This is a genomic window from Acinetobacter celticus (assembly GCF_001707755.1).
Classification (GTDB): Bacteria; Pseudomonadota; Gammaproteobacteria; order Pseudomonadales; family Moraxellaceae; genus Acinetobacter; species Acinetobacter celticus.
On the sequence record NZ_MBDL01000012.1, the window covers coordinates 191,036 to 207,591 of the forward strand.

Genomic DNA, 16,556 nt, shown 5'->3' on the forward strand with positions numbered 1-16,556 from the left:
GCGCGTGACTCAACGACAATTTGCGTCTTTAGATGTTTCTAATGTCGTAAAATTATCCATTTTTTAGAAAATGAGCAACTGATAATTTTTATTTAAAATGCTTCATGCAAAATTGATGAATATTTTTTCTGCGCTTTTTAATGTGCCTAAAGTTAAACACGGCTGAAAATTCGTCTTCATCACCAACACATTCAGCTCAGAAATGAAGAAATCTCAAACATAAAAAAAGCACTGCCATACTTTGACATGACAGTGCTTTAACACCATTTTTATTTTATAAGCCCAGCGACTCCAGCGTTTTACCTTTGGTTTCTTCCCCTAAAACCACAATCACAAAAGCCACAGCCAACAATACGGCGGTAAACATACTAAAGACATAGCTAAAGCCATTCTCCATCACCATCATATGGGTTACAGCCAAAGGTGCAACAATGCCTCCAATACGGCCTACAGCAGCTGCCCAACCCGAACCAAAGGCACGAATATTGGCCGGATATTGTTCTGGGGTATAGGTATATAAAACGCCCCAAGCACCCAAATTAAAGAAAGACATCATGCAACCCCACAGCATAATCATGCTGACGGTTTGTGACTGTCCAAACATATAAGCCGACACCGCACACATGCCAATAAAGCCCGCCAAAGTGGCTTTACGGCCCAATTTTTCCACCAACCATGCCGCCACAATATAACCCGGTAATTGTGCCAAAATCATAATCAAAACATATTCAAAGGACTGCACAATGGTATAGCCCTGTTTAACCAACAAGCTGGGCAACCATGTGAAAATGCCATAATACGAATACACAATACCAAACCAAATGAGCCAAAGCATTAAAGTACGGCGTGCAAAAACACCTGACCACAATTGTTTGAATGAGGTATTTTGCTGTTCGGCTACAGGTTTAACTTGAAAAATTTCAATAACTTCTACACCGCACTGGGCTTCAATTTTTTTCACCAAAGCATGCGCTTCTTCATAGCGACCACGGTTAATTAAATAAGGAATAGATTCAGGCACCATTTTCCAAATCACAATCGCGTACAACGCAGGCAACCCACCCACTAAAAAAGCAGCATGCCAGTCATAATGCGGAATCACAAAATAAGAAATTAGCGCAGCACACAGCCAACCCAAGCCCCAAAAACTTTCCAATAAAACAATAAAGCGTCCACGGACATGTGCAGGAATATATTCACTAACCAAGGTCACAGCCACAGGCAATTGCCCACCTAGACCCAACCCCACCACAAAACGAAAAGCCAGCAACCAGGTTAAATTCGGTGCAAAAGCACAGGCTGCAGTAGCAACACTATAAATAACCAAGGTAGAAGCAAATACTGTTTTACGACCAATGCGATCTGCCAAAGCACCAGAACACACCGCACCAATCGCCATGCCGACAAAACCAATCGACACCACCCAGCCTTTTTCAGCAGGACTCATGGCCCAGTCTTCTGCCATTTGTGCCAAAATAAAGGAGATTAATCCTGTATCCATAGCATCAAACATCCAGCCCAGTCCAATGACCCAAAGCAAGGTGTAATGAAACTTACCAATCGGCAAGCGCTGTATTCGTGAGACTAAGTCCATATCAAGATCTCTGAGGAGGTGAAAGGTAAGATGCTGCTTTCACAACAGGATTGATGATTTTGCTATTTTTATAAGAACAATAAAGCCAATCACCGAAGCAAGGTTCGGTGATTATTGTGGATATTAAGAAGAATCTTTAGAGGATGCCGATTGTTCATCATCATCTTTATAAATGAACTTCGGCATTTCTAAGCCAAAGTAAATAGCAATACAACGGAGTGCAAAGCCAAAAACCAAAGTTGAAATGACCGTGATTTCTAGAGACACACCGCCATTAATACAGAACCAGTAAAAAATAACCGCAACAAAAGAAATAGATGCGTACAGTTCACGGCGGAATACCAACGGCACATCATTACACAAAATATCGCGCAAGATCCCGCCTGACACACCTGTTAAAACCCCCGCAACAGCCGAAACCACAAAACCGTGACCCATTTGTAAGGCAATTTGACAGCCAATAATGGTAAAGCCAATTAAGCCCAAGGCATCCAAAAGTAAAAAAATAGAATGGAGCTGCTTCATCCATTTGGCAATTAAAATGGTGACAAAGGCGGCGCAACAGGTCAGCACTAAATATTCAGGATGTTTGACCCAAGTTAAAGGATAATGACCCAGTAAGACATCACGAACTGAGCCACCTCCCAAAGCGGTTACACAAGCAATTAAGATTACACCGAACCAGTCCATGCTACGACGGCCCGCGGACAACGCACCTGTCATCGCCTCTGCCGTAATCGCAATAATATAAATAACGGTAAGCAGCATCGCCCTTCTTCCACTGAGGGTTTGAGATGCGCGCTATTTTAAGCCATCTTCAGAAAAAAACTACAAATATTGCGCACAGCATTGTTTAAATTTTTTACCAGAACCGCAAATACAGGGCTGTTTCAGAGTCATGTGCAGGTCTGTGGTCGGGTCTAAAAAATACCAAAGTTCATGATGTTTTACAAAATGTGAAATTTCATGATGTTCCTGTGCCTGTTGACCATCATGATAGTGCGCTTTAAATTCCACTTGTGCATGGGTTTTGTCCAACTTTTCATTGGACTGCACAATTTCCAACTTCAGCCATTGATTTGACTTGCTCCAATTGGCAATGGCGACCATGTCTAAAGCAGATTGTTGACCGACAGCTGTGGTTTTCTGAATGTAATCCATTTCATGCTGCGCAAAAGCACTATAGCGTGAACGCATAAGTTGAGTTGCTGTTAGTGCTTTGGCCTGCCCCAAATGTAAGGGCTGACAACACTGGGCATAGGTGCCTTGTCCGCATGGACATTGAGTTTCTGACATAAAGCTCTCGAAATAAAAAATAGCCCGTAGAACGGGCTATTTTAACTAAAATTTGTTTGAATTTAGCACTTAGGGTTAATCGCGATGGCTGTTATTGGCAATAGACCTAACATGGACTTTTTCAATTTTATGTCCATCCATGGTCACCACTTCAAAGACATGACCATCTGCCGTGAGTTTGGCACCACTTTCGGGTAAACGACCTAAATGGAACAAAATATAGCCTGAAAGCGTTGAATACTGTTCCGATTCATCCACCAAGTTGCGACCGAGAAGCAAAGACACATGACGAATATCAGTCGAACCTTCAAGCATCAAGGTGCCGTCTTCTAGGCTTTCTGCTGTATTTTCCAGTTCATCTTCATCAGGAAATTCACCTGCAATGGCTTCAAGCACATCAATAGGCGTTGCAATACCTTCAATTGAACCGTATTCATTCAGTACCAACGCCATTTGCAACGGCGCTTGGCGTAGTTGTTCCATCACCATCAGCACTTGCGCATTTTCATGCACAATGACAGGTTCACGCAGATGCTTTTCAAAATTCAATACACCTGTTTCAATGTATTCATTCATGACTTTATGCGTCAGGACTACACCTGCAATGTTGTCCAATTCACCACGGGCAATAATTAACCGCGAATGAGTCATACTTAACAATTGGTGCTTGATGGACGCTTCGTCTTCTTCTAAATCAATCCATTCCAATTCAGGACGTGGCGTCATCACCGATTTCACAGGGCGCTCAGACAACCCCAATACGCCTTGAACCATGACACTGTGATACACACCATTGTCTTCATCAAAAATATCATCGGCAAATGCACGGGTCGCTAACACATCTTCTTGTTTATTTTCATGATTTTCCGATAAGCTTTTGCCACCCAACATACGCATGACAGCAGAAGCGGTACGGTAGCGTAAATCGGTGGTGGTGACAGTTTTTTCCTGATTGTGGCGCATAGTTTGGTTCAAGAATTCAATCAGCACAGAGAAACCAATCGCGGCGTATAAATAACCTTTTGGAATGTGATAACCAAAGCCTTCGACCACCAGTGAGAAACCTATCATCATCAAGAAACATAGGCACAAAATGACCACAGTCGGATGACGGTTGACGAAATGCATCAACGGTTTCGACACCCACAGCATAATACCGACCGCGATTACAACCGCAATCATCATCACAGGTAAATGTTTCACCATGCCCACAGCAGTAATCACGCTGTCTAAAGAGAATACTGCATCCAGTACCACAATCTGAATAATGACCATCCAGAAGGTGGCATGCACAGGGTTTTCTTCTTTGAGGATCGGTTTGTGTTCCAAACGCTCACGTAATTCCATGGTGCCTTTAAACAATAAGAACACACCACCAAATAGTAGAATTAAATCTCGCCCTGAGAAAGGATGATCAAATACTTGGAACAATGGATTGGTCAGCGTCATCACCCATGCGATAGACGCCAAGAGAACCAAGCGCATACACAGCGCCAGTAGCAAGCCGACAATACGCGCGGTATTGCGTTGCTCTGGTGGTAATTTTTCCGCCAAAATGGCGATAAAAACCAGGTTATCAATACCCAGAACAATTTCTAAAATAACTAAGGTTAAAAGACCGACCCAAGCCGATGGATCAGACATCCACTCAAAGATCATGTGTTTATCTCCTGAGTATGATGCAGGCTTGCAGCGTTTTTGGAATTATTCAAATCAGATAAAGTGCGTGCGCAGACGCTAACAATATTGATGTCTAAGGAATGTATTTGTGCGGAGCGACAACAACCACTGCCCATGATGATTCATTTATTAAAAAACAGAAATTAAGTATAACAAGCTGTGTCAGAATTTCATCTTTTTTTACATTCAGGCTTATGCTGCGTTGCCTGCTTAAACAACGCGCCCTCTCTTTCCACGCTCATTTGGTCATATTTCGACGTTAGGCTAGAGCGATAAAAAATAAAGTGCTAAGGTGAATAAAACGAGATGAATAGCGTATTAACAATGACAAAACACTTGAATAGTCACTCTCCTAAAACCACACAACCTTTAATCGCTCTATATTGTGGCTCACGCTCAGGGAACAATCCCATTTATCAAGAAAAAGCTGTTGCACTGGCCAAAGGCATTGCAGTTGCAGGTTTTGGTTTAGTCTATGGCGGGGCCAGTATTGGTCTAATGGGTCAAGTCGCCAATGCCGTGGTCGAAAATGGGGGCGAAGCTGTGGGGGTAATTCCAGAATTTATGTTGGATTATGAAATTGCGCATCATGGCCTGACCGAACTACACGTAGTGCGAACCATGCATGAGCGCAAAGCCCTCATGGCGGAGCGTGCCAGTGCCTTTGTTGCCTTACCGGGTGGTTTAGGTACCTTTGAAGAAATCTTAGAAATTGCCACATGGGGACAATTAAATCAGCACCAAAAACCCATGATTTTGTATAACGTGAATGGATTCTATGACTCATTAATTGCACAACTCGATCATGCCGTACAAGAAGGTTTTTTACCACCACAACACCGTGCCAAACTGATTGTCTGCAACTCATCACAACAAATTTTCAGTGCATTAAGAAATTTAGATGCACCACAACATGTCATCGTTTAAGCCAATATTTCAGCCATAAAAAAAGCGGGTATCTACCCGCTTTTTTAACTGTTTTCTTTTCTTAGCGTATCAAGATGAACCCGATACTAAATGATAAAACCACGGCAACGTGGTGGCCAAGAAAATACTAATCACTAAACCAAACATTAACTTCATAGCATCTTTACTGACATTACGTGAGGTTTTGTATTTATCAACCTCATGTAAATGCATCGCCATGGCAAATTCACGACCCGCCAATAAACCAAGGAACACCCACGTGGTACTCATTGGAATATTACTCCATTCTTTAAACACCAACAAAATTGTGGCGTAAATGAAGTCAATAATGGTGGCCGAACGAATATCTGCGACGCCAGTTTTGGTATCAATAATATTTTGAATTGCCCCGCCACGCTGATACAAAATAACGCCCAACAACACCACAAAAACACTAATTGCAAAAACAAGGAACCACAGAGGTACAGCACGTGGCACATATACAAAAATATTCGCCAAGTCCTGAATTAGCCATTGGCTCCATAAAAATGCAGTCGATATCCATTGTAGGCCGACCCAAATATTAGAATGCTTTTCATGACGGGTTTTGCTGAAATGCACTGAAATTTGTTTAATCACAAAACGATAAACAATAATTCCCACAAGAAAGGCCACTGCATAGCCCATCATGGACTTGGTCAGCATAGAACCTAAACTGCTCGGTGAGAAAATGGTAAGCACCAAAAAGGTCGTGCTGACAGGAATGCCATATTTAGTCAGAATAATCAGCAAGATCGGCGGCACAATATACAGCCACGTCACGCCATCTTTAGGGAGCGGTATCGTTTCCAAACGCCCATAAGAGGCATCTCCCACACCCGATGCATACCAACCGTAGGCCAATACCACCACTAAAATCGTACTGACATACAACCACAATAACCACCATGGGCGGTGGGCATTGGATGAAATAAATGTACCCAGTGTTTGTGGTACATCATTTGCAACAATGGAATAGGCTGCCAAGCAGAATCCTATTATCATTAAAATTTCAATTGTCATCACAATTCAAAAACCTGTATCACAATCTGTACCCTGCCCTAAAACTGAGTCATTGTTAAATTATGACCATAATATTTCATTTGTGACAGTTGAGGGAAATCTTTATTTTTCGCTCATAAAAAAGGAAGCCTAAGCTTCCTTTTGAACAATGACATCATCATGACCATCGTTACATGCACTTAACCCTAATGTCAGCATCATAAACATCTATGCAGAAACTTTGAAACGCATTCTCTTCGTTGATAAGTTTTGACGGATTGATCAGCATCGAATATCACCCAGATAACGGTTATATTGCCATTTGGTTGCAAATAGTGAACGCATGATTGCAACAACATCTCTGATTTAATTCAGCTAAACTGCTTTAAAAGGACAACTTGCTGATGCCATGAATGCCACGCCCTCACATCAAGCCTTACAACCTGAATTCAGACTTTTAGTCTTGTTGGTGTCTATTGGCTTTTTCATGCAAGGTCTAGACACCACCATTGTCAACACAGCCATTCCATCTATGGCTGTGCATTTAAATGAAGACCCACTCAACATGCATAGTGTGGTGGTGGCTTATGTGCTGTCTGTGGCGGCCTGCATTCCGCTCAGTGGCTGGTTGGCAGACCGTTTTGGCGCGCGGAATATCTATTTTAGCGCCATCATTATTTTTACTTTGGCGTCTTTGGGTTGTGGTCAATCTGACAGTTTAAATGAACTGCTTTTTTATCGTGTTTTACAAGGCATTGGTGGCGCATTGCTTCTCCCCGTTGGTCGTTTGGCCATGCTCAAAGTTATTCCACGTGCACAGTTTTTATCTGCGATGAGTCTTATGAGCCTTGCGGGTTTAATTGGCCCGCTCATTGGCCCAACATTGGGTGGCTGGTTGGTTGAAGTCACCACTTGGCATTGGATTTTTCTGATTAATATTCCAATGGGTGTTTTAGGTTGTCTCATCACCTTTAAAGCCATGCCAAATGTTACCGAGCCCACAGTGCCTCGTTTCGATTTTTGGGGATTCTTCCTTCTAGTTATTGCAATGACAGGCTTATCTTTAGGCATTGAAAACTTCACCAGTACCTCGCATTCATTGTATTGGAGCATAGGCCTCATCTGCGCGGGCGTGGTGGCCTGTATCACGTATGCCTTACATTCGCATAACCATCAAAATGCATTGTTCCGTAGCAAGATGTTCCGCAATAAAATTTATGCCCTTGGTGTTCTAGGCAACTTTTTTGCCCGCTTGGGTGGCAATGCTATGCCGTTTTTAATTCCTTTAATGTTGCAAGTTGCTTTCGGCTTTAAACCCTTTGTCACGGGTCTGTTGATGATTCCAATTGTATTGGGAGCTTTGGCGTCTAAACCTCTCATTCGTCCGATCATTCAACGCTTTGGCTATAGAAATGTACTTCTGGTTAATACCTTATTGGTCGGTGCCTGTATTGCTAGTTTTGCCCTGAGTTCTGCAGATACCCCCATTTGGTTACGTACATTACATTTCTTCATTTTTGGCATGCTCAATTCATTGCAATTCGTCTCTATGAATACCCTAACCTTAAAAGATTTACCACAGCAAGATGCCAGCAGTGGCAACAGCTTTCTGTCCATGATTATGATGGTATCAATGAGTATTGGCGTGGCACTGGCAGGAACATTGGTTAATGTCTTTAGTGCCTATTTTGATGCGATACATCTGACCTCAGCTTTTCATGCCACACTCATCTGCTTAGGTTGTATCAATATCATCACTGCGCTTATTTTTTGGCAAATTCCCAAAGATACGGCTGTTTAAGTGCGATGCGTAGAAAGTACATAGTTTCAACAAAGGCTTCACGCTATCATAGGACATTCCTCTTGTTAGACGAACATGCCCCATGAAAAAACGCCAGCCTGCACTTACTGCTTTAAAAACCTATAGTCCTGCCATTGGGCTATTCGGTTTTGCAGTCATGGCACTGCTGGCGTATCTGCTGATCATGCCTCATCGTTTTGCATCGGCAGAAGAATACCCCATCAAAGGCTTCGATGTTTCTCATCATCAAGGTGAGATTCAATGGAAAAAAATCTCGCCAAAGACCTATCAATTTGTTTATTTAAAAGCGACTGAAGGCGGTGACTTTCAAGACACCAAATTTCAAGACAATTGGCTCCAAGCCCGTGAACATGGTTTTTTAGTTGGGGCTTATCATTTTTATCGTTTATGCCGTGACGGTAAAATTCAGGCACAAAATTTCATTGCAACCGTTCCCAAAAAGGCCAATGCCCTGCCTCCTGTTATTGATTTAGAATATGATGCCAAATGCATCAACACCTTTAGCAAAGAACAGTTGTTGCAGGAAATTCAGATCATGCATGACCAGCTCTTACAACATTATGCTAAACAGCCCATCTTCTATATTTCAAAATCTTTTTACAATATCGTTTTGGCAGGTGAATTTAAAAGTACCCCGTTGTGGGTGCGTGAATACCAAGGCAAACCCGATTTAAAGAACAATCCAGATTGGTTGTTTTGGCAACACACCAATCAAGGGCAAATTCTAGGTATACCCCAAACGGTCGATTTAAACGTTTTTAATGGCAATACAAAACAATGGAATGCCTTTTTACTGAAAAATGGTTTGACGCTACAACCGCCTGTTGCAAAAAAATGAATAAAGAACCGCTCATCTTTACGATTAATATGGCGTGATAACAGAGGTTAAGTCCGTGCAGACAATACAATAAAAGCCTGTCATTTTTAAATCATGTCAACCTTAAGTAACTGAGCGAACTCGCTTTACGGAGTCAATCTGTGTCGTACAACTGGCAATAGCATCTTTGTCCCGCAATCACGCTATGAGATACTGCATCTATCGATCTATTCAGGCGCAACAGTGGCATGAGAAAAATCATTCATATTGATATGGATGCCTTTTATGCATCTGTAGAATTGCGTGAACGCCCTGAACTTCGACATTTACCCGTAGTCGTTTCCTCGCACCATCCTCGCGCAGTGATTTGCGCTGCCTCTTACCCTGCCCGTGAATTTGGACTCCGTTCTGCAATGTCGATGAGCCAAGCCCGAAAATACTGCCCACAACTGGTGGTGATTGAACCCAATTTTGAAAAATACCGTGCTGTTTCAGCTCAAATTCATTCTATTTTTCAACGTTATACATCTCAAATTGAACCGCTATCTTTAGATGAAGCTTTCTTAGATGTCACTGAGAACCTACAAAACATTGCCAGTGCCACTGAAGTCGCTATGCGCATTCGTGAAGATATTTTTCAAACCACAGGACTGACTGCTTCTGCAGGCGTTGCGCCAAATAAATTTCTCGCCAAAGTCGCTTCTGACTGGAACAAGCCCAATGGTATTTGTGTCATTAAACCCACAAAAGTAAAAGCCTTTATTCAAAATTTAGCCCTGAAAAAAATCCCAGGTGTGGGCAAAGTCATGCAAGAAAAACTCAAAACCATGCACTTAGAAACCTTAGGCGATTTACAAGAAATTGAAGAAGCCGTCTTGGTGCATCATTTTGGCAAATATGGCAAACGACTATTTTTATACGCGCAAGGGATTGATGATCGACCGGTTCAAAGCCAAAGAGAACGGCAACAAATTTCTAAAGAAATCACTTTTGATGATGATCTGACGTTGACCCAATGTCTGCCCCACTGGCCCGCGCTGATTGATCAAGTCTGGTACAGTTTAGCGCGTAAACAACTGCTTGCTCGTGGTGTATCTGCCAAACTTAAGCTCAAAAACTTTCAAGTATTACAACACAGTAAAAGTTTCAAAACCCCATTAAGCAGCCAAGCTGACTTAGCACAAGCGCTTCATCAATTACTCAATGAAATGCATATACCTAATGATTTTCAATTTCGTTTAGTGGGTATTGGAGTCTATCAACTGACACCACAACAACAAGAAGCACAGTTATCTTTACTTTAGAGCAAGATCAGTTCGAGTAATTTTCATACAAAAGAATAAAAATAAAACAATTTACCCTTCACATTCAATCAATTTGAGGTAAGCTATTTGCGCGATGCATTATCCATGTATACGCTGAGATGCTGAAAATCACCTTTACTTTCAGCATAGTGTCCTGCGGTTGACGTGACGATCAAATCCGAATATTGCAGGGCAACTCTGCTGTTACTCCATGGAATACCCTCTTGCATGTCTTCTGAATACCCATCAGCTCAATCCTTACAAGAACAACGTGCACGTAAAGCAGCACTCAGTAGCTTTATTGGCGCAGTTGTCGATTGGTACGACTTTTTACTCTACGGTATTGTTGCTACACTTATTTTTAAAGATCAATTCTTTCCCAGTATTGGCACCAATATGGGTACTTTAGCGGCACTGGCTACTTTTGGTGTCGGCTTCCTATTCCGTCCATTAGGTGGTGTGGTATTCGGTCATTTTGGTGACAAACTTGGTCGTAAAAAAATGCTGGTCATCACCGTTATAATGATGGGCCTATCAACTGTCGGTATTGGGTTATTGCCTAATTTTGAAGCTATTGGTTGGTGGGCACCTGTCCTCTTGGTTACATTCCGTGCCCTACAAGGCTTTGCCGTCGGTGGTGAATGGGGTGGCGCTACACTCATGGCAGTTGAAAATGCACCCAAAGGCAAAAAAGCCTTTTATAGCAGTGGCGTACAAATTGGTTATGGCGTCGGTTTAGTACTGGCCACAGGTGCAGTCTCCTTAATTATCGCAACTTTAGGTGAAGAAGCTTTTGCTGAATGGGCTTGGCGTATTCCCTTCATTGCCAGCATTGTACTAATTGCAATTGCAATGTGGATTCGACGAGATCAAGATGAATCACCAGAGTTTTTAGAAAAAGTCGCACAAAACAGCCAGCAAGCGTCGAATAAACTGCCAATTTTGCAAGCCATCAGTCAGCATCCCAAAGCATTTGTTTATATTATTGCCTTGCGGATGACTGAACTACTCACCATGTATTTGGTGACCAATTTTGCACTGAATTATTCCACCAATAATCTTGGAATGGACAAGCAGTTCTTTTTAAATATCACTTTAATGGTCGGTGCAATTAGCTGTTTTAGCATCCCTATATTTGCATGGCTAGCAGATAAAATTGATCATCGAAAAATGTGTATCTGGGGTGGGTTAATTGGTGCTCTATCGGCATTTCCATTTTTTATGGCACTCGATGCACAAAATACGGGCCTAATTATTATCTGTGCGATTCTATTGGCAAATATTGCACATGATATGGTCGTCAGCGTCCATCAACCTATTTTTACGTCATTATTCGGCACAGCTTACCGTTACAGCGGTGCTGGCGTGGGCTATCAAGTGGCCAGTATCATTGGTGGCGGTTTTACCCCATTTATTGCAGCATCATTAGTGATTTGGGGCAATGGTTCATGGCATTATGTGGCTATCTATTTAGCCATAGGCTGTTTGCTGACGACTTTTGTGGCAGCAATCATGCCAAAAACACAGGAATAATGTCATGGCTGTACAGCGATTACACGTAGAAAAACGGTTCTCAGAAATTGCAATTTCAGGCAATTTAGTCCATTTAGCAGGTCAACTGGCTTCAGATACCAGTTTAGATATTCAAGGTCAAACCCAACAAACCTTGGATATTATTGACCGTTTTCTGGCCGATGCGGGCACAGATAAAAGCCACATTATGTCTGTGACTATTTATCTTAAAGATATTGAAAAAGATTATGCCTTGTTTAATGAAATTTGGGATGCATGGGTCAGTGATATTCAAGCCTTGCCTCGTACCTGTGTAGAAGCCAAACTTTATGCACCAGAAGTATTGGTTGAACTAAGCGTAGTTGCTGTCAAACCTGAATAAAATTATTTGTAAAATAAAAAGCATGCCTAGTAGGTATGCTTTTTATTTTTTGCATGGTGTTAATCAAGTAAACCTAACTAAACATTTTTACTTTTTTGCGCTCTAAATCAGGATACAGATGATACTTTCTTCGCTCATTAACCTGAGCCACGGGTTTAAACTTCACCCGCTCATTAAGAAAATCTTCTCGTAACTGCTGATATTCAGGTACATCATCATAACGAATCACACGATAACCTGCCATTGCTAGCAATGCATCTTGATATTGCGCATGTTGCAGACGTTTAAGTACCATAAGATCATCAACAGCCACAATCGCTGTAATTTGCTGATGTTCATCCAATACAACAAAGTCTGCAACCATATTCCGATACTTACTCCGAGTTCGGTGGTATTTGGTTGTCAGCAGTGCATCAAAAGAAACATGGGCCAAAATAATATGTTTGGGTAATATTTCCTTTAAGCGTGTATATGTTAATTGCTCATTAATGTTGAAAATAGCACGTTGTTTCAATGCACTATCTTGCTGCTTGGTATTATTTTCTAAACTACTCCAAGCCATTATGAGCATACAACCGAGTAAAATACTCGCGATCACAATATAAATTGCCATCTCTCATAATCCTTTACATTTCTTATAATCGTTTTTAGCCGTAGACTTTTTTATTCAACTCAGTATACCGCTGCTTTTATTGTTTAAATTTAAAATTTAAAAAACTCTCTCTAAGTGTCACAAAACAGCTGTTAAAACCAACAAACTGCTACAAAAGCTCAAATACTCACTACATGTTAAAATAGCTATCAATATTTGAACTTCAATATATAGACCACTTTAAGTTATTTTGTTTACTGTAAGCCATTCAGGGAAAAGCTGGCAAGCCTGTTTAAGACTATTGTCTAACAATTCCGATAAACTGTTTTAACAAATCTTTTATTCTATACAGATAAAATATGCTCATGTCTGACTATCGTGTTGGAACATCTTTATATTCAAAAGAATAAATTTTCAACATGACAAAAATATGACGTTTTCTAGGCAGATGGACAAACGGTATTCTGAACTAACCAACGTCTAAATAAAAAAAGGATGCCTAAGCATCCTTTTTTTATCAACTGAAGTTTAAGCGCGTGATTTGGCTTTACTCTTTGATTTATTTTGACCAAAAGGCTTTTTATCGCCCGTTTCGCGTGGTGGCAAACCTGTATGTTGCGTCAAAATTTGCCCACGTTCAGGACGCTTCTTGGTATTTGATGGACGTGCTACTTGAACAACTTTTTCACCATTACGCTTTTGCGAATCACCATCCACCGTAGAATTTTTCTTACGAGCTGACTGGTACTGCCCTTCTGCACTGCCCGCGGGTTGATAAGTCGGGATTAGATGGTGTTTAGAATTACCAATCAAATCAGCACGACCCATTTCCTTCAATGCTTCACGCAATAATGGCCAGTTATTTGAATCATGATAACGCAAGAAGGCTTTATGAATACGACGACGTTTATCACCTTTTACAATATCGACATTTTCAGTATAACGTGCCACTTTTGCCAGTGGGTTTTTACCCGTATGGTACATGGTGGTTGCCGTAGCCATTGGAGACGGATAGAAGGTCTGTACTTGGTCAGCACGGAAACCATTCTTTTTCAACCAAATCGCCAAATTCATCATATCGTAATCCGTTGTTCCCGGATGCGCGGCAATAAAGTAAGGAATGAGATATTGTTCCTTACCTGCTTCCTTGCTAAAACGATCAAACATTTGTTTAAAGCGATCATAAGCCCCAATACCCGGCTTCATCATCTTATTTAATGGGCCTTTTTCGGTATGCTCAGGCGCAATTTTTAAATAACCACCGACATGATGTTGTACCAGTTCTTTGACATATTCAGGGTTCAAAACAGCCAAGTCATAACGTAAACCTGAACCAATCAGAATCTTTTTAATACCTTTCAATGAACGTGCTTTACGATACAGTTGCGTAAGCGGTGCATGATCGGTATGTAAGTTTTGACATACGCCTGGGAATACACACGATGGCTTACGACAGTTTTTCTCAATTTCAGGATCTTTACATGCCAAACGATACATGTTTGCCGTTGGGCCACCCAAGTCTGAAATAATGCCCGTAAAACCTGGTGCGGTATCACGAATCTTTTCCACTTCGCGTAAAATAGATTCTTCAGAACGGTTCTGAATAATACGACCTTCATGTTCTGTAATTGAACAAAAAGTACAACCACCGAAACAACCGCGCATGATATTCACAGAGAATTTAATCATATCAAATGCAGGAAAACGTGCATTTGCATAAGCTGGATGTGGCAAACGTGCATAAGGCAAGTCAAACACGTAATCCATTTCTTCCGTGGTTAACGGAATTGGCGGTGCATTCAGCCAAACATCGCGCTCACCATGTTTTTGTACCAAGGCACGAGCATTACCTGGATTGGTTTCCAAATGCAAAATACGATTGGCATGGGCATACAGAACTGGATCTGCTGATACGTCTTCATAGGCAGGTAAACGAATAACTGCCAATTCACGCGGTGGTAATTTGTGTTTGATGGCTTTAGACGCAGGTTGTAATTGCACAATTTGCGTGTCTGCATCTAAATGATCACCCTCACGGATAATTGGATTCGCAACGAGTTCTTTTTGGAAATTTTGATATTTGGCTAAAGAGTTATCTTTGTCTTTTTCAATTTCACAACCATCTAAATCTTCCGTCATCACATATGGATTGATGATTGGATCGACACGGCCAATCGCATCGACATCATTTGAGGCAATTTCCACAAATTTAGCTTTAGAAGGACGGTTTAATTTATTTACGATAAACGCAGTGCCACGAACATCGGTAATTTGGTGGATTTTTTCACCACGCGCTAAACGATGCATGACTTCGGCAATAGAACGCTCACCATTCCCATACATCAATAAATCAGCTTTAGAGTCCATCAAAACCGAACGACGAACTTTATCCGACCAATAATCATAATGTGCAATACGACGCAATGAAGCTTCAATCCCGCCCAACAAAACAGGCACATCTGGATAAGCTTCACGCACACGTTGGCAATACACCGTTGCTGCGCGGTCAGGACGTTTATTCGGTTGATTATCTGGTGAATAGGCATCATCTGAACGAATTTTACGATCAGCCGTATAGCGGTTGATCATCGAATCCATATTTCCAGCGGTAACACCCCAAGCAATATTTGGTTTGCCTAAAACTTTGAATGCTTCTGCAGAAGTCCAATCAGGCTGGGCAATAATACCAACACGAAAACCTTGTGCTTCTAAAGTACGACCAATAATGCCCGAACAAAAAGAAGGATGATCAATATAAGCATCGCCACAGACTAAAATAAAGTCACAACTGTCCCAACCAAGTTGATCCATTTCCTCGCGCGACATCGGCAAAAATGGCGCAGGATCAAAACATGACGCCCAATATTTGTCGTAATCAAACAACGCTGTAGGCGCGGTCTGCATGGTATAAGCAGTAGACATGACTAGCAATTCTCGGCTGGCAGATGGAAGATCTGAAAAGTCAGATCAAAGATGAAAGCCGAGCATTTTAACATGAATATCGCTCATGATGCTTGATTATAATTTATACAATGCTTATTGATTCATAAATCAAAATCATCCACTACAAAAAAGCACCCTTTCGGATGCTAAAACCTAAGCCCAAAACTATTCATTAATTACTTCTGCGCAATATTCTATACAAAATAATGTATGGCTTAAGCTTCAGTGACTAGAACTTTTACATATCACTGTTGCATCACTGACGCTTTTTCTCGGTTCTGATCACTTAATACATGTGTAATTACAAAACCCAATTTATCTTGATTTAACTTTAAGCCCTAATACGACCCTATGCTAATAATAATCTTTCTATATTTATCCACTTTTTCTAAACAATAAAAGATCATTTTAATTTCAGTTTTAAATTGGGTAGTTTGAATACTGGGTGTAGATCGTTGACCTTCAATCATGTCTCTACATTTTCGTTTGGTACGGAATAGGGCTTTGTCCATTCCTTCATTTTCTTATTTTTATTTTTCCTGCATAAAAAAAACCCCCTCAGTCTTGTGACTGAGGGGGTTTTTAGAATTAATGAGCTGGCGATGACTTACTCTCACATGGGTAACCCCACACTACCATCAGCGCAAAGAGGTTTCACTTCTGAGTT

13 protein-coding genes and 1 rRNA gene are annotated in these 16,556 nt (G+C 41.3%); 6 read left to right on the forward strand and 8 right to left on the reverse strand.

The window, feature by feature from the left end; genetic code table 11:
• Positions 1 to 274 precede the first annotated feature (274 nt).
• The 4 genes from niaP to BBP83_RS13350 form a co-directional block, all read right to left on the reverse strand.
• Positions 275 to 1,594, reverse strand: coding sequence for a niacin transporter NiaP (gene niaP, locus BBP83_RS13335; protein WP_068889372.1), 1,320 nt, complete (start codon positions 1,592 to 1,594; stop codon positions 275 to 277).
• 123 nt (positions 1,595 to 1,717) lie between these two features.
• Complete coding sequence (locus BBP83_RS13340) at positions 1,718 to 2,362, reverse strand: trimeric intracellular cation channel family protein (protein ID WP_068889374.1); 645 nt, start codon at positions 2,360 to 2,362, stop codon at positions 1,718 to 1,720.
• A gap of 60 nt (positions 2,363 to 2,422) precedes the next feature.
• Positions 2,423 to 2,890 (reverse strand): YchJ family protein, encoded by a 468-nt coding sequence (locus BBP83_RS13345; protein ID WP_068889376.1) that lies wholly within the window; start codon positions 2,888 to 2,890, stop codon positions 2,423 to 2,425.
• Positions 2,891 to 2,965: 75 nt separating this feature from the next.
• Positions 2,966 to 4,549 carry a TerC family protein gene (locus BBP83_RS13350; protein WP_068889377.1) on the reverse strand — a complete coding sequence of 528 codons (1,584 nt, stop codon included), beginning with the start codon at positions 4,547 to 4,549 and terminating at the stop codon, positions 2,966 to 2,968.
• Between the two features lie 327 nt (positions 4,550 to 4,876).
• On the opposite strand from BBP83_RS13350, the gene BBP83_RS13355 reads away from it, so the two are divergent.
• Positions 4,877 to 5,497, forward strand: a complete 621-nt coding sequence (locus BBP83_RS13355; protein WP_068889378.1) for an LOG family protein — start codon at positions 4,877 to 4,879, stop codon at positions 5,495 to 5,497.
• A gap of 69 nt (positions 5,498 to 5,566) precedes the next feature.
• Here the strand turns inward: BBP83_RS13355 and BBP83_RS13360 are convergent, their stop codons facing one another.
• Positions 5,567 to 6,538, reverse strand: a complete 972-nt coding sequence (locus tag BBP83_RS13360) for a hypothetical protein (RefSeq protein ID WP_068889379.1) — start codon at positions 6,536 to 6,538, stop codon at positions 5,567 to 5,569.
• A 388-nt stretch (positions 6,539 to 6,926) separates the two neighbouring features.
• On the opposite strand from BBP83_RS13360, the gene mdtD reads away from it, so the two are divergent.
• The 5 genes from mdtD (at position 6,927) to BBP83_RS13385 (ending at position 12,354) form a co-directional block, all read left to right on the forward strand.
• Entirely contained in the window at positions 6,927 to 8,318 is a 1,392-nt protein-coding gene (gene mdtD / locus BBP83_RS13365; RefSeq protein ID WP_068889381.1) for a multidrug transporter subunit MdtD, read from the forward strand.
• Positions 8,319 to 8,400: 82 nt separating this feature from the next.
• Positions 8,401 to 9,177, forward strand: coding sequence for a glycoside hydrolase family 25 protein (locus BBP83_RS13370; protein WP_068889383.1), 777 nt, complete (start codon positions 8,401 to 8,403; stop codon positions 9,175 to 9,177).
• Between the two features lie 227 nt (positions 9,178 to 9,404).
• Positions 9,405 to 10,460 carry a DNA polymerase IV gene (gene dinB, locus BBP83_RS13375; RefSeq protein WP_068889385.1) on the forward strand — a complete coding sequence of 352 codons (1,056 nt, stop codon included), beginning with the start codon at positions 9,405 to 9,407 and terminating at the stop codon, positions 10,458 to 10,460.
• Between the two features lie 228 nt (positions 10,461 to 10,688).
• Positions 10,689 to 11,993, forward strand: a complete 1,305-nt coding sequence (gene shiA, locus BBP83_RS13380) for a shikimate transporter (RefSeq protein WP_068889387.1) — start codon at positions 10,689 to 10,691, stop codon at positions 11,991 to 11,993.
• Between the two features lie 4 nt (positions 11,994 to 11,997).
• Positions 11,998 to 12,354: a RidA family protein gene (locus BBP83_RS13385; protein WP_068889389.1), complete on the forward strand. Its 357-nt coding sequence runs from the start codon at positions 11,998 to 12,000 to the stop codon at positions 12,352 to 12,354.
• Between the two features lie 73 nt (positions 12,355 to 12,427).
• On the opposite strand, the gene BBP83_RS13390 is transcribed toward BBP83_RS13385, so the two are convergent.
• The 3 genes from BBP83_RS13390 to rrf all read right to left on the reverse strand — a co-directional run.
• Positions 12,428 to 12,967, reverse strand: a complete 540-nt coding sequence (locus BBP83_RS13390; RefSeq protein ID WP_068889390.1) for a DUF2726 domain-containing protein — start codon at positions 12,965 to 12,967, stop codon at positions 12,428 to 12,430.
• Positions 12,968 to 13,474: 507 nt separating this feature from the next.
• Positions 13,475 to 15,868 carry a YgiQ family radical SAM protein gene (locus tag BBP83_RS13395; protein WP_068889392.1) on the reverse strand — a complete coding sequence of 798 codons (2,394 nt, stop codon included), beginning with the start codon at positions 15,866 to 15,868 and terminating at the stop codon, positions 13,475 to 13,477.
• A gap of 615 nt (positions 15,869 to 16,483) precedes the next feature.
• Positions 16,484 to 16,556: ribosomal RNA gene (rrf, locus tag BBP83_RS15680) — 5S ribosomal RNA — on the reverse strand; the annotation flags it as partial.

What these genes read in the sequence shown, in the direction of transcription:
- niaP (WP_068889372.1), bottom strand. Translation starts at nt 1,594, where the DNA reads ATGGACTTAGTCTCACGAATACAGCGCTTGCCGATTGGTAAGTTTCAT.
- mdtD (WP_068889381.1), top strand. Translation starts at nt 6,927, where the DNA reads ATGAATGCCACGCCCTCACATCAAGCCTTACAACCTGAATTCAGACTT.
- BBP83_RS13355 (WP_068889378.1), top strand. Translation starts at nt 4,877, where the DNA reads ATGAATAGCGTATTAACAATGACAAAACACTTGAATAGTCACTCTCCT.
- BBP83_RS13395 (WP_068889392.1), bottom strand. Translation starts at nt 15,868, where the DNA reads ATGTCTACTGCTTATACCATGCAGACCGCGCCTACAGCGTTGTTTGAT.
- BBP83_RS13360 (WP_068889379.1), bottom strand. Translation starts at nt 6,538, where the DNA reads ATGACAATTGAAATTTTAATGATAATAGGATTCTGCTTGGCAGCCTAT.
- BBP83_RS13350 (WP_068889377.1), bottom strand. Translation starts at nt 4,549, where the DNA reads ATGATCTTTGAGTGGATGTCTGATCCATCGGCTTGGGTCGGTCTTTTA.
- BBP83_RS13370 (WP_068889383.1), top strand. Translation starts at nt 8,401, where the DNA reads ATGAAAAAACGCCAGCCTGCACTTACTGCTTTAAAAACCTATAGTCCT.
- dinB (WP_068889385.1), top strand. Translation starts at nt 9,405, where the DNA reads ATGAGAAAAATCATTCATATTGATATGGATGCCTTTTATGCATCTGTA.
- BBP83_RS13390 (WP_068889390.1), bottom strand. Translation starts at nt 12,967, where the DNA reads ATGGCAATTTATATTGTGATCGCGAGTATTTTACTCGGTTGTATGCTC.
- BBP83_RS13345 (WP_068889376.1), bottom strand. Translation starts at nt 2,890, where the DNA reads ATGTCAGAAACTCAATGTCCATGCGGACAAGGCACCTATGCCCAGTGT.
- shiA (WP_068889387.1), top strand. Translation starts at nt 10,689, where the DNA reads ATGTCTTCTGAATACCCATCAGCTCAATCCTTACAAGAACAACGTGCA.
- BBP83_RS13385 (WP_068889389.1), top strand. Translation starts at nt 11,998, where the DNA reads ATGGCTGTACAGCGATTACACGTAGAAAAACGGTTCTCAGAAATTGCA.
- BBP83_RS13340 (WP_068889374.1), bottom strand. Translation starts at nt 2,362, where the DNA reads ATGCTGCTTACCGTTATTTATATTATTGCGATTACGGCAGAGGCGATG.